We start from the raw sequence: 20,145 nt of genomic DNA, 5'->3' as shown, positions 1-20,145 counted from the left end.
TCTCCCAGGTTAGCTGCGCGAACCACCGCTTGTACGTTATAACGCACAATGATACATTGAATGGATGTTATAACGCACATGAGAATCATCTATGCGCTCGTTTAGTCTTCCGCTTCCCACTCTGTTCGCTGGCTTCGTCGCCGTGTTGGTGGGGTACGCCAGCTCCGCCGCCATCATCTGGCAGGCCGCCGCCGCGGCCGGCGCTACCCCCGGGCAGATCGCCGGCTGGATGACGGCTCTTGGCCTCGCCATGGGCATCAGTACTCTCGCGCTGAGCGCCTGGCGGAAAGTTCCTGTGCTCACCGCCTGGTCAACGCCGGGCGCTGCGCTGTTAGTTAGCGGCCTGCAGGGGGTGACCCTCGCCGAGGCCGTGGGGATCTTTATTTTCGCCAACGCGCTGATCGTTATCTGCGGCGCCACCGGCCTGTTTGCCCGGCTGATGAAGATCATTCCCCATTCGCTGGCCGCCGCGATGCTGGCTGGGATCCTGCTACGGTTTGGTTTGCAGGCCTTCGCCGGCTTACAGGATCATCTGCCGCTGTGCGGCGGGATGCTCGCCGCCTGGCTGCTGTGTAAAGCGCTGTGGCCCCGCTTCGCCGTGGTGGCCGCGCTGGTGATTGGAGCGCTGATTGCGGCGGCGTCCGGGGATGTGGCTAGCGCCGCCGTGCCGCTGGCATTTGTGACGCCGGAATGGGTCGCCCCGCAGTTTACTCCGGCGCTTTTGCTCAGCGTCGGTCTGCCTTTCTTCCTCGTCACCATGGCCTCGCAGAACGCTCCAGGGTTCGCCACCCTGCAGGCATCAGGCTATACCGTACCGGTCTCCGCACTGATCGTCGTTTGCGGGGGGTTGGCACTACTGCTGGCGCCGTTTGGGGTTTATTCCATCTGCATCGCGGCGATCACCGCCGCCATATGCCAGAGCCCGGAGGCGCACCCGGATCCGAACCAGCGCTGGCTGGCGGCCATAGCTGCGGGCGGTTTTTATCTGCTGGCCGGTCTGTTCGGCGGGTCAATCACCGCCCTGATGTCGGCCCTGCCGCCGGCGTGGATCCAGATGCTGGCGGGTCTGGCGCTGCTCGGCACCATCGGCGGGAGTCTGTTTCAGGCGGTGCATCAGGCCAGTGAACGCGATGCGGCGGTGTTAACCTTCCTGGTCACCGCCAGCGGGGTGACGCTGGCGGGAATTGGCTCCGCCTTCTGGGGCGTGGTGCTCGGCGGGGTGAGTTACGGCGTGCTATCCGCGCTGCGCCGCCCGTAGCTGGGAGGGCGTCAGGCCGGTGGCGGCTTTGACCCGATGGCTGAAATGGCTGGGGGAGCTAAAACCACAGGCCAGCGCTATCTCGGTTAACGGCAGCGCGCTATGGCAGATCAGGTTTTGCGCCTTCGCCATTCGCTGCTGCATGACGTACTGATGCGGAGCCATATTTAGCGACTGACGAAACATACGAGCAAAATGAAACTCACTCAGACCCGCCTGCTGCGCCAGGTCGGCCAGGGTCAAGGGCTGATCGAGATGAGCATCGATCCAGGCCAGTACGTGACGCTTTACGCCTGGCGCCAGCCCGCCGGTGACCGTCGGCAAACGCCACTGCACGGTGGAATAGTGCTGGATCAGATGGGTAAGCAGTAAGCTGCTGGCGGCGCTGAGGGTCAGCTGGTTCGCCGGCTGCCGCCAGTCGTTAGCGAGCAAAAACTGACGATACACTGCGGTGATTTTATCATCGCTGGCGAAGGTCTTTTCCTGTAGGGTGAAATTCGCCGGGCTGCGGTCCCACACCTCCTCGCCGACGCGACGCAGGTGCGCATCGGTACAGTAAAGATGCACAAACGACAGATCGCCGCGGATATCCCATACGCTTTCATCGCCTTTCGGCATCAGACAAAAACGGTCCGGGCCGCCGCCATTTTTCCAGCCGTGCGGCGTCTTTTGATAGCTTTCGTAGCCATCAGCCACGTACAGACTTAAGGTATGATGGTCGCTGCGCACCGTCACGGTATCGCAATTGTTATACCAGGCGGCCAGTTGAATACCGGAATTCAGCTCCACGGTTCCCTTCAGCACCGCGTTCTGTCGCCGTAATGTTTCAAATGTCCCGTAACCCATCGTCTTCACACATTGTCTGTAAAAGCCCTAGTCTAGGGAGACTACGGCGCGGTTTCCAGTCCTCACCGCCAGCGGATGGCAAATAAGCGCAAGAATTTGCAAGCCGACAACAAACCGGTGAAAGCCGCAGCAGGCGGCAGCCGGCATACTCCTCCCATCAACAGGTAGAGGAGAACCAGGGTGAACGCATTACTCTATGCACTCGTTGTCGTGATCTGGGGTACAACGTGGATTGCGATTTTTTTACAACAGGGACCGGTGGCCGCGCCGGTATCGATTTTCTGGCGTTTCGCCGTAGCCAGCGTCACGATGCTGGCGATTCTGCTCGTCACACGACGCCTGCGGCCGCTGGGCGCGAAAGATCATCTCTGCTGCCTGCTGCAGGGCTGCTGCGTCTTCTGCTTTAATTTCTGGTGTTTTTATACCGCCGCCGCCTGGATCAATACCGGTCTGGAATCGGTGATCTTTTCGATGGCGGTACTGTTTAACGCCATCAACAGCTTTCTCTTTTTTCGCCAGCAGCCGCCGGGCCGCTTCTGGGCCGCCGCCGCGCTGGGTCTCGCCGGTATCGTCATCCTGTTCTGGGACGACCTGCTGGCCAACGGACTAAACGCCTCGCTGCTGTGGGGGATCGGGTTGAGCGCCCTGGGTACCTACGGTTTTTCGCTCGGCAATATGTTCAGTATTCGCCACCAGCGCCGCGGGCTGGAAACGCTGACCACCAACAGCTGGGCGATGCTCTACGGCACGCTGGTGATGGGGGCAATCGCTCTGCTGCGCGGCGATAATTTTATGCCAGAATGGACCGTCAGCTATCTGGGCGCCCTGCTTTACCTGGCGCTGTTCGGCTCGGTCATCGCCTTTGGCGCCTATTTCACTCTCGTTGGGCGCATCGGCGCCAGCAAAGCCGCCTACAGTACGCTGCTGTTTCCGCTGGTCGCCTTATCCATTTCCACCGTCTATGAAGGGTATGTCTGGCACAGCAGCGCCGTGATCGGGCTGGCGCTGATCCTGCTGGGTAACCTGGTGATGTTTGCCAAACCGGAACAGCTATTGCTGCGCCGAAGGCTGGCCTGAGGAGGCTGAAGAAAAACAGCGCCGTCGTCAGACGGCGCTGGCACGATTAACGCTGAGAGGGATCGAATTTAACGGCGTCGACCGCCATATCATCGATAACCTGCTTCAGGGTATCGACGGTCAGCGGTGTATTCTCATTCGCCAGGGTTTTGCCTTCCCCTTTACGAACTACCTTGATGACCGGCTTATTGGTGCTGGCGTCAATGACCTCCGCCTCAAAGTACAGATCGGTGTCCATGGTACGATGGCCGGTGGCGGCCTGGGTGCCGGCGACAATCATAGCGACCGGGATCACTTCATAGAACTGCAGCCCCTCTTTGCTGGAGTCCACCCCGGTGATCGCCCCGCGGAAGATGAGGCTGCGCTTGCCGGCGGTAGTGGCCAGCGGTTTACGCTCGGAAATAGCCTGTTTCAGCTCTTTGTTGGTGTAGTTAAGAATATCCTGCAGCGCCTTCTCCCCTACCTGGGTGGTCGGCTTCGGTACCGGATAGTAGGTCACCGGGTGATAAACGATATTGTCATAGTTGGCCGGATTGAAGTTCGGATCGATCCAGCGCAGCTCCGGCTTGCCGGAGGCAGAGGTCGTTTCTTTCAAACTGGAATAATCTTTTAAGAAGCCCGAATACTGATCCGGTTGCGCCACTTTCGCCGCACAGCCGGTCAACGCCAATATTCCCGCCAGAGCGGCGACTTTCAGTAAAACGCGAGTACGCATAGAGAGATCCCTGTAAATGCAGTTTTTTTTCGGCAGACGTTATAGCAAATAGGACCCACTAGTTTTGTGACAAAAAAAGGGCTTCGTCAAGGAAGATTTATAAATATTGATGGCCTGAACATTACGTTAATAAATAATCACTTAAAAGGGGTATCGCGCGGTTTTCCTGGCTCATTTTCGCCGCAACGGGTCTCTGTCTTGCCCAGGCTTTGGCGGGGAATGCGGCGCGGGCCATGCTCAGCTTCCCACGCCGCGGCAAATCAGGCAGGCTTGCGCGCCAACAGGGTGGCGAAGCGCAATTTGATGCGATTGCCGTTGGCGTCGGTGCGATGCAGCTCGCCGACGTCCTCATTGTATTTCAGCAGCTCCCAGCCCTGGTAATAATCACGAAGCTCATCAGGTTTAAAGGCAAACGGGAAGCCGACGGTGCAGGGATAGTCTTCGGTATCCATCGCCGCCACAATCAGGTTATAGCCGCCGGCGGCGGTGCAGCGCTGCATATTGGCGATCAGGCCCGGGATGGTGTCAGGCTCGAGGAACATCATCACTACGGTGGAGAGGATCAGGTCATACTCGCCGTCAAAGCTCAGGCTGTTGAGGTCTTTCACCGCCGTTTGCAGATTATCCAGTCGCTCGGCGGCGCGAATACTTTCCAGATTGTTGACGCTCATCGGATTTTTATCCCACGCCGTCACCGCGAAGCCGTTCGCCGCCAGATAAAGGCTGTTACGCCCGTTGCCGCAGCCCAGATCCAGCGCCCGCCCCGGTGGCACAATCGTCGCGGCATGCAGCACCTCGGAATGGGTGCGGGTCAGGCTGTATTTTTGACTAAAATAATCCGCGTCACGCATTGTCATGATCCTTCCTTCTTATTCAGGAGTGTTTCCCGGTCGACCTGGAGCAACAGTTTTCCGCTGACCAACAGCAACGCTGTACGCAGCAGCAGCAGGCCGACAACCAGATTGCTAAAAATAAATAGCGGCATCGCCAGATGATGAAAAAAGCCGTCTCCCCTGGCCTGGCCGAGATGCAGACCGGTGGTGGCCAGCGCGGAAATGCCGAACGAGAAGCTCCAGAAAGAAGCATTGAACGGCTGACGAAGATACCAGGGCATCAGACGGAGCATAAACAGCAGCTGCAGCAGGCCGTAACCAAACAGCAGCTTAGCGAAGGTATCGGCCTCCCCGCCGTTGACGCTGAGCCAGGCGCTGCAGGCCACCAGCGCAGGCGCCAGCTGGATCCCCAGCGAGGCGCGCAGCGGCGTCGGCAGCTCGCCTGCGCTGCGCAGACGCTGGAGGATCGCCGGCTCGAGGCTCAGCCAGGAGAAGACCCCGGCGCCGAGGAACACCAGTCCGGCATCGGAAAATCCCAGCGCGCCGCAGGCCATCGCGCTGATAAAATTATTGGCTACTGTCGGCAGATACAACCCCGGCGTGGTGGCCTCGCGAGGATGGTTCCCCCGCCATAGCCCACCGCTTTGCCAGGCGGCATAGGCGAGCTGCAGCGCCACGCCCGGCACAAACAGCCCGATCGCCAGCGGCCGGCACCAGGGAGCCAAACCAATCGCCACCAACAGCGTGGTGGCCGGAAACAGGCTGACGAAGCTGCTGCTCACCGGATGACGCATCTCCCGCAGCACGCTCGCCGGAAAGCGGATCGCCCGGCTGATAAACGCCATGCTGAGCAGGACCCACATCGCCATCGCCAGCGTCACCAGCCCATCACCAATGCTGCGGCTGACCGGCCAGAGGGTGCTGGCGTAACGCCAGGCGAAGCCCATTCCGATGGTGCCGAGCACCATGCCAAAATAACCCGCCGGCAGGTTTAGCACCTGCCGCGGCGTTTGCGTTTTATTCATTTTATTGATGATATCAATTTAATTTGAAGTTGCATTCTAAAGGAACCTTATCCCGCGCGCTATGGCGATCTTTGCTATGTTTATGTTAACCATAAGTAATAAGGATCGGCCATGCGTAAATACCGTCTCAGCGAACAGACCCGGCAGTATTGTTATGAGGAAGAGCATGGCAAACAAAGCGTCACCCTGCGCCAGATCGTGGCGCTTATTGATTTCGCTGACGTTAAAGCGGGCAGCGAAGGCGGCTGGGTGGATGAGGAATGCGCTCTCAGCCAGCAGGGGGAGTGCTGGATCTACGATGTCAACAGCGTGGTCTTCGCCGGGGCGCGCATCCGCGACGACGCCCGCTTAACCGGGTTCTGCGTGGTCAGCCATGAGGCCACCATCGGCGGACGGGCCTGCATCCACGCCTCGCAGATCAGCCATCACGCGCAGATCAGTGACAACGTCACGGTTATGCAGAGCCAGGTGCGCGGTTATTGTCGCCTTGCCGACGAGGCGCGTCTTCTCCCCCACTGCCAGGTGATTGCCGCGCGCGGGTTAACCGCCGATCGCGACAAAGTCCTGCAGATCTATCAGCGAGCCACCGTCAGCGCCTCGCGCATTCTCCACCAGGCGCAAATCTACGGCGATGCCTTCGTTGAGCATGCGTTTGTCGAACATCGGGCGGAAGTGTTTGACCAGGCAAGACTTGAAGGGAACGAAGAAAACGACGTCTGGGTATGCGATAACGCCCGGGTATACGGGCACGCGCGCCTGATCGCCGGTCGCGGAGAGGATGCCATTCCCACCGTGCGCTACAGTTCGCAGGTGGCAGAGAATGCGGTGATTGAAGGCAACTGCCTGCTGAAGCATCGGGCGATGGTCGGCGGCGAGGCGCAGCTGCGAGGTGGTCCGATTCTGCTCGACGACGATGTGCTGATCCAGGGGCGGACAGTCATCACCGGCGATGTGATCGTTGAGCACCAGGTCTCCATCAATGACGAGGTGCAGATTGCCGCACAGGAGGGAGAGGCCATTCATCTGCGCGGCCCGAAAACGCTTGACGGCCAGCAGCACATCACCCGCACGCCGCTGTTAGGCGCGCTTTAATGCCTCATCGCGGTCAATAATGCGGGCGTAGATATTCTGATCGTCATAGCTACCGTTCAGATACTCGGCTTGTCGGAGACAGCCTTCCAGAACAAACCCGTTGCGCAACGCTACCTGGTTGCTGCGGGTGTTCGCCACCCGGCATTTGATCACAAACCGGCGCACCAGCCCGCTGGCGGCATAATGGCGGATAAAGGCCTGTAATGAACGGGAAAGCAGCCCTTGCCCCTGGTGCTCTTCATCGATCCAGTAGCCAATATAGGCCGTTTTATTCTGCGGCTCGATCTGATTGAACGACAGGACCCCGACTAGCTGCTTATCGAGAAACAGCAAAAACATTTTGGCGTAATCCCGCTGATGCAGCATCACGTTACCCTGCACATGGCGGCGGGTCTCGTCTTCGCTGCGCACCTCGGCGGGCCAACTGAGCGACTGCTGTAGCCAGCGCTGGTTTTTGACCACCAGCTGGTGCAGGTCGCTAACGTAGCGCTCATCAATGGCGATTAGCGTCAGCGCGTCGGTTACCGGGATCGACTCAGGTACTGCTGGGATATCTGCGGTCATAGCGCTCTCTTCTGGCCCGCAGGGACTGCCTGCGGGCGTCGGGTGACTCAGGGTTATTTCATGATCCGGTCGTCAACGTAGTTGCGTTTATCTGCTGCCGGCGGGAAATACTGATAGAGCCAGGTTTCGCTGATGGCTTCTCCCTGACAGCGCAGGAACAGACGCATCTCCACCGGGTCGGTTGAGTCGGTGGTCGGATACCAGTCGAAAAGGATCCGGTAGCCATCGAACGGCTCGACGTAGAGGATCTCAATCTGCTTCGCTTCCCCGCTGGAGAGGGTGATCACCGGTTCAATACCGCGCGGCGCGGCCGCCTTCAAATCGCCGCCGACAAAGTCGATGGCAAAACGACGCGCCCACTTATCCGGGTAGTGTTCACCCGGCGCCCATCCTTCGGGGAAGCCCCCCATCCCGGTGCGGGTGGCCAGAACGCGCGCCAGCGGGGTGCTAACCGGCGGCTGCGCGCTCCAGTAAAGACGATAGCGGAAGTCCAGTTCGTCGCCCGCCTTCACCGCCTTTTCCGGCTGCCAGAAGCAGACGATATTATCCAGCGTTTCGCCGGTAGTTGGGATCTCCATCAGGCTGACCGCCCCTTTGCCCCACTGGTTACGCGGCTCAACCCACAGGCTGGGACGCTTGTTATACCAGCCCATCACATCCTGGTAGTGGGAGAAATCACGGTCCAGCTGCAACAGACCAAAGCCGCGCGGGTTCTTGTCCTGGAAGGCATTGAACTGCAGCTTCTGCGGGTTATTCAGCGGCCGGCAGACCCATTCCCCGTTGCCCAACCACATTGACAGCCGATCGGAGTCGTGGATTTGCGGATGGATGGTGTCGCACATCCGCCGCTCATTATTGCCGCAGCTGAACATACTGGTCATCGGCGCGATACCCAGCTGTTTGATATCCTTGCGGGCGTACAGGTGGTTTTCCACGTCCATGATAACCTGGGTATCCTGGCAGTGGATGGTGAACTTGTAGGCGCCAGTGATGCTCGGGCTGTCCAGCAGCGCGTAAACGGTAAACACCGTGGCGTCCCCTTTGACCGTTTCGAACCAGAACGACGTAAAGTCGGGAAACTCTTCCGGGGTATCGGTAAAGGTATCCACCGCCAGACCGCGGGCCGACAGGCCATACTGATAGGTGCTGTCTACCGCGCGGAAGTAGCTGGCGCCGAGGAACGCCACGATATCGCGGCGCGCCAGCTCCGGCGCTTTAAACACCCGGAACCCGGCGAAGCCGAGGTCAGACTGTCCTTCCAGCTGACGGGTATCCACACCGGCGTCATTGTACTTAAACAGCTCCGGACGGAAGTGGATCTCGCGCGCCTGCTGGGTGCTGGCGTCTAAAGAGAACATCCGCACGCGGCGACGGAACCCCATCCCGACGTGGAAAAACTGGATGTCCAGCTTACGCTCTTCAATATTGTTCCACAGCGAGTGGTTGGCATCGTACTGGATGCTGTTATAGGCCTGCGGGGTGAGATTGGCGAGCGTCGGCGGCAGATCGCGCGGGGCGCCGCCCCACGGCTGGCGCGCCAGATCGTGAGCCATCGCCTGCAGAACAGCATAATCAAAACGACGCGTTTGCCCGTCGGCAATGCCCGCGTCTTCGGCAAAAGCGGCCTGACTGAATAAGGAAGCGACTCCTGACGTTCCGCATACGGCGGCAACAGCCATGGAAGATTTAAGAAAACGTCTGCGGTTCATGCCTGAGAAAGCGTCCTTCTGCACGGGTGAATTGATTCGCAACGCGTCATCACGCTGCGTGATAATTTCCGCCCACTCTAGACAAAAACGATTAATAATCCAATTGTTGCCAGCAGAAAAAAGGTAAAAAAGCCCTGTCCAGAGGAACAGCCTGTTTTTTTCATTTCCTCTGGCGTGTAGCCAGGGCATACACGCTGCCTGCCGCTTTTTACCCCTGACTATTCAAGGGAAATCTATTCTCCAGTGCTGAATATTCATCCCATGTATCGCTCCTCGCCGCGCGCGTTTTTTAGGCACGATTCGCGCAAATTTCCATCGCGCCTGGTGCTAACTTTTCCCCGATAACCGCTATCTTTCTTCACGTTAGCGGCCAACAGGGGAGAGCCGTTCGGGCTGTCCCGCCACGCTCTCCAGGGAATTCATTCAGGAGTCACGCCATGCAAGTGAAAGCAGCCGTCACGCTGGGCTACCAGCAGCCTTTTGTCATCAAAGACGTCGAGGTCGCCCCGCCGGGGAAGGACGAGATATTAGTGAAAATTGTCGCCACCGGCGTCTGCCATACCGACGCCGTGATGCGCGACAACCCCGGGGTGGTGCCTATGCCGGCGATCCTCGGCCATGAAGGTGCCGGGATCGTTGCCAGCGTCGGCGAGGCGGTTAGCGGCATCAGAGTAGGAGACCACGTGGTGCTCAGCTACGCCGCCTGCCACCACTGCGAAAATTGTTTAAGCAACCACCCTTCGGCTTGCGAAGATTTTAATACGCTTAATTTTGGCGGCCGACGCGAGGATGGCACCACCCCCTACCGGCTGGGAGACCAGGATCTGTCCCTGTTCTTTGGCCAGTCGTCTTTCAGCCAGTATGTGGTCACCCGCGCCAGCAACGCGGTCGTGGTCGACCCGGAGGTTGATCTCACCCTGCTCGGCCCGCTGGGCTGCGGTATCCAGACCGGTAGCGGGACGGTGCTCAACCGCCTGAAACCGGTGGTCGGCGAATCGCTGGTGGTGTTTGGCTGCGGCGCGGTGGGGCTCAGCGCCATCATGGCAGCGAAATTAACCGGCTGTTCGCAGATTATCGCGGTGGATATCCATGCCAGCCGCCTCGCCCTGGCGCGCGAACTGGGCGCCACCCATCAGATCAACGGTAAGGAACAGGATGCCGTCGCCGTGATTAAACAAATCACCGGTAAAGGCGCCCACTACGCGGTGGAAACGACCGGCGTCTCCGCTATCGTTCTGCAGGCCGTACACGCGGTGAAACCGCTGGGAACGGTGGCGATTGTGGGCTTTACCGGAGATATCACCCTTAACGTGCAGAACGACCTGATGGCGGAGGGAAAATCGCTGGTCGGGGTGATTGAAGGCGACGCCGTGCCGGCGCTGTTTATTCCGCTGTTGGTGCAACTCTATAAACAGGGAAAATTCCCTATCGATAAGCTTATCGCCCGCTATCCGTTGGCCGATATCAACCAGGCCTTCGCCGATTCGGCGTCCGGCAAGGTGATCAAGCCGGTGGTGGTCATGTGAGATAACGTCGCCACCGGTCGGTGGCGACAGTTGCGCATTATGGGATTTATTCCAGCGTCACGTGATGCTTCATCACCCGGCGAAACAGCGCCAGTCTGGCGCGCATAAAGCGGTTCTCCACTTTAAACCCGGCGCGCTTATGCAAGCCAATGCGCAACAGGCGATCCCGCCCGCGCAGGCACGCCGGCCAGCGCACCGCGCCGGAAAGCGTCTGCTCGCCGCTGGCGAGGCGGGCAAACTGCGTCCAGTAGTCAGCGACCTGAGCGGCGAAGGCCAGATCCGCTTCGCTGGCGTACTGCCGCACCGGGTCGGTCAACCGCAGGTTATCAAACACGTAGGGCACCTCGTTGCCATGCCAGGCCCCATGCGGGTAGGCGTCATGCTCCGCTTCCGCGACATAATCAAACCAGTAGCGCCAGCACGGCTGACCCACGCGCTGTTGCGCCTGCATCACTACATAACCAAGGGTGGTGAAGGCCATGTCGCGGCATACTTCCCGCCCCAGCGCTTCATCGCCCTTCACGCCGGGATAGAGGAGTTTGATCAGCCCCAGCCCCAGACGGCGCTCTCGGCGCAGCTTCTGGATCTGCCCGGCGATATCGACGCCGAACACGGCCATCACGCTGGCTTCATCGCTATTGGAGCCGATCATCACCGGTATCGGATGCTGGCGGCCGGCAAAGAAGGTCTCCAGCATCGGCTGCGGCAGCACCGCGTCTCCGGCAATAGGCGCTGGCCCGGTATTCAGCGGCGCGGTGAGCGACCAGAAGGCCTCCGCGGGGATCGCCCGCAATTCCTCAGCGCTGGCTTGCGGTAAGGCGAAGTGTTCCGCCAGCAGGCGCCCTTTTTCCAGCGCTTTTTCCCGCGGCAGATCGGGTAGCGTGTACCCGCTCTGAATAATCGCTTTATGAAACAGCCCTTTCGCTTTCGGGGAGGCCATTAGCGACAGCACGCTGCGCGCCCCGGCGGATTCGCCAAACAGCGTGACGTTGGCGGCATCCCCGCCGAAGGCGTGGATATTCTCCTGAACCCACTGCAGAGCGGCAATCTGATCGAGCAACGCGAAATTATAGAGACGTTCGCCCGCCTCTTCTTCCAGCGCCGGATGGGCGAAAAAGCCGAGATGGCCCAGCCGGTAGTTAACTGTCACCACCACCACGTCGCGGCTGGCAAGCGCTTTGCCATCGTAAGGCGGCAGGCTGCCGGCGCCGATGGTAAACCCGCCGCCGTGCAGCCAGACCATCACCGGCAGCGGCTGCGCTGCGCTGGCCGGGGCCCAGACGTTGAGATATAAGCAGTCTTCGCTGAAGGCGCCAGGATCGCCGCCGCCGAGCTCGCGGCAGTAGTCAATGTCCTGCCAGCTGGCGGCGGAAAAGGTCTCGGCTGGACGTACCCCCTGCCAGCGGGCGGCTGGCTGCGGCGCGCGCCAGCGCAGCGGGCCCACGGGCGGCGCGGCGTACGGAATGCCGCGCCAGATATGAATCCCCTGTTCTGCGCTCCCGGCAAGCGTTCCCTGACGGGTTTTCGCCAACGGTTTCGACGGATGTTGCATAACCTGCTCCCTGTAAGACTGATGCCAGCAGGGTACTGATTTTACAGCAGACCGCAACGTCGTTTGCTGCGCTCCTCCGCCTGTCGGTATAGTTCAAACTCATCCTGCACCGGGCAGCCCAGAGCTGCCTCAAACGCCTCGCGACTGGCGTTCCCGTGGCTGCGCGCCTGGGTTTCGTTGCCCAGATTGGACTGAAAAATGCCCGCCGCGCTGACCGGTAAAAAATCTTCATAAATAATCGGCTGGGCGACCACCCACCCGCGCTCAATCAGCGGCTGCGGATCGTCGCCCGGGCGAAACGCCTGGCGATGTGCCTCACCCGTGGGCGTCAGGCGGTAGCGAAACCAGGCCAGCCCCTGCTGACGGAGCAGAAATTCGCTGTCGGGAAATTCGCTAAACACCTCCTGTAGATGCTGCTGGTGGCTGAGATTATCTTTCCCGGTTCCTGCCGCCTGCAGCAGCCGATCGTACAGCGCGCGCCCTTTCGGCGTCAGCGCCACGCCCCGCTGCTCAATTTCGCCAAAGCGGGCGCAATGGGTGCCTCGGTGTTCTCCGGCGAACATCACCGGCTCCTCAAGCGCCTTAAAGCTGGTCTGCCGCAGGAGGATCGGAACCTCCCGGCGCGGTGGCCCTTCAATCAACGCTTTGGGTTCAATACCGCACTCCGGCATCAGGGACTGGACGCGGTCAATATCCAGCGTCCGCGGCGTGAGATGGTTGATATGACACCCCGGGAAACAGACCACATCGGCAATCAGGCGGTGCTCGCGATGCAGAGCATGGTAAGTCTCCTCATCGACGGTGGCTTGCCGGTGCCAGCGGAACGTCTCCAGCGCCTCCTGGACAAACTCGCGCGCGTCGGCAGAGGTGAATTCGCCCTCTGCTTCATACTGCGCAATCAGCGCCAGGCAGCGGGGGGTGAAGATTTTGCGCCGCGCGAGGATCGCCTCGGCCCGCTCGCGCAGGGCGCGATTTTCAATCAGCTCCAGGCGCAGCAGCGAGGTGAAAATCCGAAATGGATTGCGCGCCAGCGCGGCATCGTCGATGGGACGAAACGCCGTGGAGTGGACCGGCACGCCGGCCTGCGAGAGATCGTAATAGCTAACGGGATACATTCCCATGATGGCAAACATGCGACGGAGCGTCGCCAGTTCTTCCGCTGTGCCCACGCGAATCGCGCCGTGGCGCTCCACGTTTAAGCGCGCCAGCTCGTCAGCGTTAGCGAGCTGTTCATGCAGCTGCGGATTATTTTCCAGTACCGCCAGGTTGACGTCAGCCACCAGCTCCAGCAGCGTTCCGTACTGCGGAACTTCCTGCTGGTACATGGCCGACATGGCCTGCGAAAAGTGCTCCCGAATCTCATCAGCCGTGATGGTGTTCGCCATGATGTGTTACCTCCAGTGAATACTTCCTGGAGTGTAGGAAAGCTGCCTCGCGGCGGGGGGAAGAATTTACAAACTGTGATGGCGATAACCTGCCGCCGGCCCAGGTCATTGCGCAAAACATAACCCATAGTTATGAAAAACACCCGGTAATTTCACTTTAAATTAACAATACATTTACACACACTGCTTCTGGCGACATTACAACAATATGCCCCTCTACCGTCTACACGGAGTACCCTATGAACGACAAATGGTCCCCACGTGAGGTTGTCCATCGCGATTACAGTAGCCACCCGCCCGCTTACGCGCCGGGCTATAAAACCAGCGTCCTGCGCTCGCCAAAAAACGCCCTCATCTCTCTGCAGAACTCGCTGTCAGAGATCACCGGCCCGGTATTTAGCCGCGACGACCTCGGCCCTCTGGATAATGACCTAATCCTGAACTATGCCAAAGAAGGCCTGCCGATCGGCGAGCGGATCATCGTCCACGGTTACGTGCGCGATGGATTCGGCCGACCGATGAAAAATACGCTGGTGGAAGTCTGGCAAGCCAATGCTGGCGGTCGCTACCGGCATAAAAAAGATCAGTATCTGGCGCCGATTGACCCGAACTTTGGCGGCTGCGGCCGGGTGCTTACCGATGAAAACGGCTATTACTGTTTTCGCACCATCAAACCCGGCCCCTACCCCTGGCGCAACCAGGCCAGCGACTGGCGTCCGGCGCATATCCATTTTTCTCTCTCGGGCGACGCCTGGGCCCAGCGCCTGATCACCCAGATGTATTTTGAAGGCGACCCGCTGATTAAGCAGTGCCCGATCGTCAGGACCATTAATAATGACGACGCCGTGCGCACGCTGATCGCCGAGCTGGACATGCACGCCGCCGTACCGCTGGATTGTCTGGCCTACCGCTTCGACCTTGTTCTGCGCGGCCACCGCGCCACGCTGTTTGAAAATCGCACTCAGGGGGCCGCCCGATGAAAGAGTATCTGCCTGAAACCGCCTCGCAGACGGCGGGACCCTATGTTCATATCGGCCTGGCGCCGGACGCCGCAGGCTTTCATATTTTTGAGAAAAATTTTGGCCCGGTCCTCACTACCGCCGATACCGTCGGGGAGCGCATCACCATTGAAGGCCGGGTTATCGACGGCTCCGGGACGCCGGTCCGCGATGTGCTGCTGGAGATCTGGCAGGCCAACGCCGCGGGTCGCTATAACCATCCTGACGATCGTCAACAGCAGAAAGCCGTCGACCCGGCCTTCCGCGGCTGGGGGCGTACCTGCTCTGATTTCACCTCCGGCATTTGGCGCTTTGAAACCATCAAGCCGGGCCCGGTGGCCGGTCGCGATGGCCGGCTGATGGCGCCGCACGTCAACCTGTGGGTGGTGGCGCGGGGGATCAATATTGGCCTGAATACGCGGATGTACTTTGCCGATGAACACGAGGCCAACGCCAGCGATCCGGTGCTGAATCTCATCGAGTGGGAGGTGAGACGCAAAACCTTAATCGCCGAGCGCGAGGTTCGCGGTACGGAAGTGGTCTATCGTTTTGACATTCATCTGCAGGGCGAGAACGAAACCGTCTTTTTCGATATTTAGCCGTCGCGGTGACCACCACCTTCGCCCCGGTTCTGCGGGGCGAAGGCGTTTTCAACCACAGGGAAAGATCTTGTCATGTAACCAACTCAAATGTTAATAATATTTTGCTATCTGGTTATCAAATTTAAACAAGTCCGCTTGTCTCTTTCACCGCTGTGTTTTTAACATCATCTTACTATGGAAAAAAATGGTCTCTTCAGTCAGCGCATTCGCTTGCGCCATCTACACACCTTCGTGGCCGTCGCTCAACAGGGAACGCTGGGGCGCGCGGCTGAAACATTAAATCTGAGCCAGCCAGCACTCTCGAAAACGCTTAACGAGCTAGAACAGCTGACCGGTACCCGGCTGTTCGAACGGGGTCGTCTTGGGGCGCAGCTAACCCTGGTCGGCGAACAGTTTCTGACGCATGCCGTTAAGGTGCTTGACGCCCTTAATTCGGCCGGCCAGGCGCTGAACCGCAAAGAGGGCCTGAATAACGATATCGTGCGCATCGGCGCGCTGCCCACCGCCGCGCTGGGGATCCTGCCGACGGTGATCGGCCAGTTTCACAAGCAGCAAAAAGATATCACGCTGCAGGTCGCCACTATGAACAACACCATGCTGCTCGCCGGCTTAAAATCCGGGGAGATCGACATCGGCATTGGACGTATGTCCGACCCGGAGCTGATGAGCGGGCTGCATTACGAACTGTTGTTCCTTGAATCCCTGAAACTGGTGGTTCGCCCGGGACATCCCCTGCTTCAGGAGACGGTGACCCTTAGTCGGGTGATGGAGTGGCCGGTGGTGGTCTCACCTAAAGGCACCGTGCCGCGGCAAAACGCCGAAGCGCTGCTCCAGAGCCAGGGCTGTAAGATGCCCGCCGGCTGCATCGAGACCCTCTCCGCCTCCCTGTCGCGCCAGCTGACGGTGGATTTTGACTATGTCTGGTTTGTCCCTTCCGGGGCGGTAAAAGACGATCTTCGCCGTGGCGTGCTAACCGCCCTGCCGATCGCCACCCAGGGCGCCGGAGAGCCCATCGGCATTTTAACCCGCGTCGATGCGACACTGACCCCGGGTACGCAGACGCTGCTCAGCGCTATCCGTAAGTCCATGCCTGCCTGACCCCCCTTTCTCCCCGGCCCGCAGCGGCCGGGGAACCTGCAAACGCGCCGACGCCGCTCCCCATGACGTTAGACATATTCGGCAAAATAATCATTTAGTGCGAAATTATTTATTAACATTTGCGCAAACTTCTTTAACAGATCTATCATGTCTCGATTTCACCAAATGGTTCACTCGAAATCTAATCAAGCAACAAATACAGTTTTATGAAGGTTAAAACCACTTCATTCAAAAATGATTCAAAAGCAACATGTTTCATTTGGTTCACAGTGAGGTGGCTGGTGTGGTTAAGGAGATTACATGGCAACTGGCATCGCGCCGCGCGGATTCCCCCGGATCCTGCAGTGGCTTCTCGCCGGACTGATGCTCATTATCGGTCTGGCTGTGGGTATTCTTGGGGCAAAACTGGCCCTCGTCGGCGGTACACTGTACTTCGCGCTGATGGGCGTGGTCATGGTCATCGCGGCGGTGTTGATTTTCCGCAACCGCCGCGGCGGTATTCTGTTATACGCCGTGGCGTTTATCGCCTCGGTGATCTGGGCGATTAGTGACGCTGGCTGGAACTACTGGCCGCTCTTCTCGCGCCTGTTTGCGCTCGGCGTACTGGCCTTCCTGGCCGCCCTGGTCTGGCCTTTCCTCGCCAGCCCACCGGCGAAAAAAGGCCCGGCCTATGGCGTCGCCGCCGTTCTCGCCGTGGCGCTGGCGGTGAGCTTTGGCTGGATGTTCAAATCCGCACCGCTGGTCAGCGCGACTGAAGCGGTACCAGTCAAGCCCGTCGCGCCAGGCGAACAGCAGAAAAACTGGGCGCACTGGGGTAACACCACCCACGGCGACCGTTTCGCCGCCCTCGACCAAATCAACAAACAAAACGTCAACCAGCTGCAGGTTGCCTGGGTAGCGCATACTGGCGATATCCCACAGAGCAACGGCTCGGGCGCGGAAGATCAGAACACCCCGCTGCAGATTGGCGATACTCTCTATGTCTGTACCCCTTACAGTAAAGTGCTGGCGCTGGATGTGGACAGCGGAAAAGAGAAATGGCGCTATGACTCCAAATCCTCTTCACCCAACTGGCAGCGCTGCCGCGGCTTAGGCTATTACGAAGATAGCCAGGCGCAAACCGCGACAGCGTCAGGCACGCAGCCGGCCGCCTGTTCCCGTCGTCTGTTCCTGCCGACCATCGACGCCCGCCTGATCGCCATTGATGCCGATACCGGCAAACTGTGCGAAAACTTCGGCGATGGCGGTATTGTCGACCTCAGCGTCGGCATGGGTGAAGTGAAAGCGGGTTACTATCAGCAGACCTCCACCCCGCTGGTGGCGGGCAATGTGGTGGTGGTGGGCGGCCGCGTCGCGGATAACTACTCCACTGGCGAACCGCCGGGCGTGGTCCGCGCGTTTGATGTCCACACCGGCAAACTGGCATGGGCGTGGGATCCGGGCAATCCAGCGCTGACCGGTGTTCCGCCGGAAGGCCAGACCTACACGCGCGGTACGCCAAACGTCTGGTCGGCGATGTCCTACGACGCGAAGCTGAATCTGATCTATCTGCCCACCGGCAACGCCACGCCAGATTTCTTTGGCGGCGAACGTACCGCGCTGGACGATAAATACAGCTCCTCTATCGTGGCCGTGGATGCCACCACCGGCCAGGTGCGCTGGCACTTCCAGACCACACACCACGATCTGTGGGACTTTGACCTGCCGTCTCAGCCGCTGCTGTACGATCTGCCTGACGGCAAGGGCGGCACCACCCCGGTGCTGGTGCAGACCAGCAAGCAGGGCATGATCTTTATGCTCAACCGCGAGACCGGCGAGCCGGTGGCCAAAGTGGAAGAGCGTCCGGTGCCGGCGGGCAACGTCAAAGGTGAACGCTACTCGCCGACGCAACCTTACTCGGTAGGGATGCCGATGATCGGCAACCAGACGTTGACCGAGTCCGATATGTGGGGAGCGACACCGATCGACCTGCTGCTGTGCCGTATTCAGTTCAAAGAGATGCGCCATCAGGGCGTCTTTACCCCGCCAGGTGAAGACCGTTCCCTGCAGTTCCCGGGCTCGCTCGGCGGCATGAACTGGGGCAGTGTTTCGCTGGATCCAAACAACAGCCTGATGTTTGTCAACGATATGCGTCTGGGCCTGGCCAACTATATGGTGCCGCGCGCGAAGGTGGCGAAAGACGCCAGCGGGATCGAGATGGGCATCGTGCCGATGGAAGGCACGCCGTTTGGCGCGATGCGCGAACGTTTCCTGTCGCCGCTGGGCATTCCGTGCCAGAAGCCGCCGTTCGGCACCATGTCCGCGGTGGATCTGAAAACCGGGAAACTGGTGTGGCAGGTGCCGGTTGGCACCGTAGAAGACACCGGGCCGCTGGGGATCCGTATGCACATGCCAATTCCAATCGGCATGCCGACCCTTGGCGCATCGCTGGCAACGCAGTCCGGACTGCTGTTCTTCGCCGGCACCCAGGATTTCTACCTGCGCGCCTTTGATACCGCGAACGGCAAAGAGATCTGGAAATCGCGTCTGCCGGTCGGCAGCCAGTCCGGCCCGATGACCTACGTCTCACCGAAAACCGGTAAGCAGTACATCATTATCAATGCCGGCGGCGCCCGTCAGTCCCCGGATCGCGGCGATTACATCATCGCCTACGCGCTCCCAGACCATCACTGATCGACATACACAAAAGGGCCCATCCGGGCCCTTTTTTTATGGGTGACGATTCGCCTTCAGCGTCGGGGATTACTGGTCGCCAAAGTGGATCACGGTGCGAATCGATTTACCTTCATGCATCAGATCAAAGGCCTCGTTAATCTGCTCCAGCGGCAGGCGATGGGTAATAAACGGATCGAGGCGAATTTTACCCGCCATGGCGTCTTCCACCATTCCCGGCAGCTGACTGCGCCCTTTTACGCCGCCGAAGGCGGAACCGCGCCACACGCGGCCGGTCACCAGCTGGAACGGACGGGTCTTGATCTCCTGCCCGGCGCCGGCTACACCGATGATCACGCTCTCACCCCAGCCTTTATGGCAGCACTCCAGCGCCGCGCGCATCACATTTACATTGCCGATGCACTCGAAGCTGAAATCCACCCCGCCGTCGGTCAGCTCAACAATCACATCCTGAATCGGCTTATCGTAGTCGTTCGGATTGATAAAATCGGTCGCGCCCATCTCTTTAGCGAGAGTGAACTTATCCGGGTTGGTATCAACCGCCAGAATGCGCCCGGCCTGTGCCTGCACCGCGCCCTGGATCACCGCCAGACCAATGCCGCCCAGACCAAAGACCGCGACGCTATCCCCGGCCTTGACCTTCGCCGTGTTATGCACCGCGCCGATACCGGTGGTTACGCCGCAGCCCAGCAGGCACACTTTATCCAAAGGCGCCTGCGGATTGACTTTCGCCAGCGAAATCTCGGCGCAAACCGTATATTCGCTGAAGGTGCTGGTGCCCATATAGTGATAGATCGGTTCGCCATTGTACGAGAAACGAGTGGTGCCGTCCGGCATCAGTCCTTTACCCTGGGTGGCACGCACCGCCTGACAGAGGTTGGTTTTACCCGACTTACAGAATTTGCACTCGCCACATTCGGCGGTATACAGCGGAATGACGTGATCGCCCGGCTTAAGGCTGGTGACGCCCTCGCCTACTTCCACGACAATCCCGCCGCCCTCATGGCCCAGCACCGCCGGGAAGACACCTTCCGGATCGTCACCGGAGAGGGTGAAGGCATCGGTATGACACACCCCGGTGTGGGTGATTTTCACCAGAACTTCGCCTTTTTTCGGCGGCGCGACGTCAATCTCAACGATTTTTAACGGCTGACCGGGGCCGAAGGCCACTGCTGCGCGTGATTTCATAACT

Annotated in this window: 17 protein-coding genes; 8 read left to right on the top strand and 9 right to left on the bottom strand. The window is 59.5% G+C overall.

Translation table 11 applies throughout. From position 1 onward, the window contains the following. Positions 1-91: 91 nt before the first annotated feature. Entirely contained in the window at positions 92-1,258 is a 1,167-nt protein-coding gene (locus ACR809_RS11640) for a benzoate/H(+) symporter BenE family transporter (protein ID WP_009307732.1), read from the top strand. On the opposite strand, the gene ACR809_RS11635 is transcribed toward ACR809_RS11640, so the two are convergent. Next, complete coding sequence (locus tag ACR809_RS11635) at positions 1,235-2,104, bottom strand: AraC family transcriptional regulator (protein WP_004151213.1); 870 nt, start codon at positions 2,102-2,104, stop codon at positions 1,235-1,237. The two genes, ACR809_RS11640 and ACR809_RS11635, sit on opposite strands and share 24 nt — an antisense overlap. A 180-nt stretch (positions 2,105-2,284) precedes the next feature. On the opposite strand from ACR809_RS11635, the gene ACR809_RS11630 reads away from it, so the two are divergent. Beyond that, positions 2,285-3,181, top strand: a complete 897-nt coding sequence (locus ACR809_RS11630; RefSeq protein ID WP_004180146.1) for a DMT family transporter — start codon at positions 2,285-2,287, stop codon at positions 3,179-3,181. Positions 3,182-3,227: 46 nt separating this feature from the next. On the opposite strand, the gene ACR809_RS11625 is transcribed toward ACR809_RS11630, so the two are convergent. From ACR809_RS11625 to tehA, 3 genes are all read right to left on the bottom strand, one after another. Then, positions 3,228-3,896 (bottom strand): DUF3313 domain-containing protein, encoded by a 669-nt coding sequence (locus ACR809_RS11625; RefSeq protein ID WP_004184252.1) that lies wholly within the window; start codon positions 3,894-3,896, stop codon positions 3,228-3,230. Positions 3,897-4,156: 260 nt separating this feature from the next. Then, a complete protein-coding gene (tehB, locus tag ACR809_RS11620) occupies positions 4,157-4,753 on the bottom strand; it encodes a tellurite resistance methyltransferase TehB (RefSeq protein ID WP_021313841.1) in 597 nt (198 codons plus the stop codon). Then, positions 4,750-5,754, bottom strand: coding sequence for a dicarboxylate transporter/tellurite-resistance protein TehA (gene tehA / locus ACR809_RS11615; RefSeq protein ID WP_108443568.1), 1,005 nt, complete (start codon positions 5,752-5,754; stop codon positions 4,750-4,752). The genes tehB and tehA overlap by 4 nt, the downstream gene beginning before the upstream one ends. Before the next feature lie 111 nt (positions 5,755-5,865). Here tehA and ydcK point away from each other — a divergent pair, with 111 nt between their 5' ends. Next, on the top strand, positions 5,866-6,846 hold the full coding sequence (gene ydcK / locus ACR809_RS11610; RefSeq protein WP_004891515.1) for a YdcK family protein: 981 nt from the start codon (positions 5,866-5,868) through the stop codon (positions 6,844-6,846). On the opposite strand, the gene rimL is transcribed toward ydcK, so the two are convergent. Both rimL and ACR809_RS11600 read right to left on the bottom strand, forming a co-directional pair. Next, a complete protein-coding gene (gene rimL, locus ACR809_RS11605) occupies positions 6,832-7,410 on the bottom strand; it encodes a 50S ribosomal protein L7/L12-serine acetyltransferase (RefSeq protein ID WP_002907487.1) in 579 nt (192 codons plus the stop codon). The genes ydcK and rimL overlap by 15 nt on opposite strands. Before the next feature lie 53 nt (positions 7,411-7,463). Beyond that, complete coding sequence (locus ACR809_RS11600) at positions 7,464-9,119, bottom strand: glucan biosynthesis protein D (RefSeq protein ID WP_002907489.1); 1,656 nt, start codon at positions 9,117-9,119, stop codon at positions 7,464-7,466. A 437-nt stretch (positions 9,120-9,556) separates the two neighbouring features. Here ACR809_RS11600 and ACR809_RS11595 point away from each other — a divergent pair, with 437 nt between their 5' ends. After that, positions 9,557-10,645 carry an NAD(P)-dependent alcohol dehydrogenase gene (locus tag ACR809_RS11595; RefSeq protein WP_009484803.1) on the top strand — a complete coding sequence of 363 codons (1,089 nt, stop codon included), beginning with the start codon at positions 9,557-9,559 and terminating at the stop codon, positions 10,643-10,645. Positions 10,646-10,691: 46 nt separating this feature from the next. On the opposite strand, the gene ACR809_RS11590 is transcribed toward ACR809_RS11595, so the two are convergent. Next, positions 10,692-12,197, bottom strand: a complete 1,506-nt coding sequence (locus ACR809_RS11590) for a carboxylesterase/lipase family protein (RefSeq protein WP_016946517.1) — start codon at positions 12,195-12,197, stop codon at positions 10,692-10,694. A 41-nt stretch (positions 12,198-12,238) separates the two neighbouring features. After that, positions 12,239-13,582: a 2-oxoadipate dioxygenase/decarboxylase HglS gene (gene hglS, locus ACR809_RS11585; RefSeq protein WP_048290542.1), complete on the bottom strand. Its 1,344-nt coding sequence runs from the start codon at positions 13,580-13,582 to the stop codon at positions 12,239-12,241. Positions 13,583-13,821: 239 nt separating this feature from the next. Here hglS and pcaH point away from each other — a divergent pair, with 239 nt between their 5' ends. The 4 genes from pcaH (at position 13,822) to ACR809_RS11565 (ending at position 18,953) form a co-directional block, all read left to right on the top strand. Continuing rightward, entirely contained in the window at positions 13,822-14,562 is a 741-nt protein-coding gene (pcaH, locus tag ACR809_RS11580) for a protocatechuate 3,4-dioxygenase subunit beta (protein WP_002907552.1), read from the top strand. Then, positions 14,559-15,179: a protocatechuate 3,4-dioxygenase subunit alpha gene (gene pcaG, locus ACR809_RS11575; protein ID WP_075917503.1), complete on the top strand. Its 621-nt coding sequence runs from the start codon at positions 14,559-14,561 to the stop codon at positions 15,177-15,179. The genes pcaH and pcaG overlap by 4 nt, the downstream gene beginning before the upstream one ends. A 177-nt stretch (positions 15,180-15,356) precedes the next feature. After that, positions 15,357-16,280, top strand: coding sequence for a LysR substrate-binding domain-containing protein (locus tag ACR809_RS11570; RefSeq protein WP_004143800.1), 924 nt, complete (start codon positions 15,357-15,359; stop codon positions 16,278-16,280). A gap of 300 nt (positions 16,281-16,580) precedes the next feature. Continuing rightward, on the top strand, positions 16,581-18,953 hold the full coding sequence (locus ACR809_RS11565; RefSeq protein WP_122051265.1) for a membrane-bound PQQ-dependent dehydrogenase, glucose/quinate/shikimate family: 2,373 nt from the start codon (positions 16,581-16,583) through the stop codon (positions 18,951-18,953). A gap of 69 nt (positions 18,954-19,022) precedes the next feature. On the opposite strand, the gene ACR809_RS11560 is transcribed toward ACR809_RS11565, so the two are convergent. Further along, positions 19,023-20,141, bottom strand: coding sequence for an S-(hydroxymethyl)glutathione dehydrogenase/class III alcohol dehydrogenase (locus ACR809_RS11560; RefSeq protein WP_004143804.1), 1,119 nt, complete (start codon positions 20,139-20,141; stop codon positions 19,023-19,025). Positions 20,142-20,145: the final 4 nt, after the last annotated feature.

This window comes from Klebsiella sp. CD33 (assembly GCF_051992865.1).
Lineage (GTDB): Bacteria > Pseudomonadota > Gammaproteobacteria > Enterobacterales > Enterobacteriaceae > Klebsiella > Klebsiella pneumoniae.
Note: the sequence above shows the minus strand (reverse complement) of the source record. Positions and strands in the feature narration are given on the sequence as shown.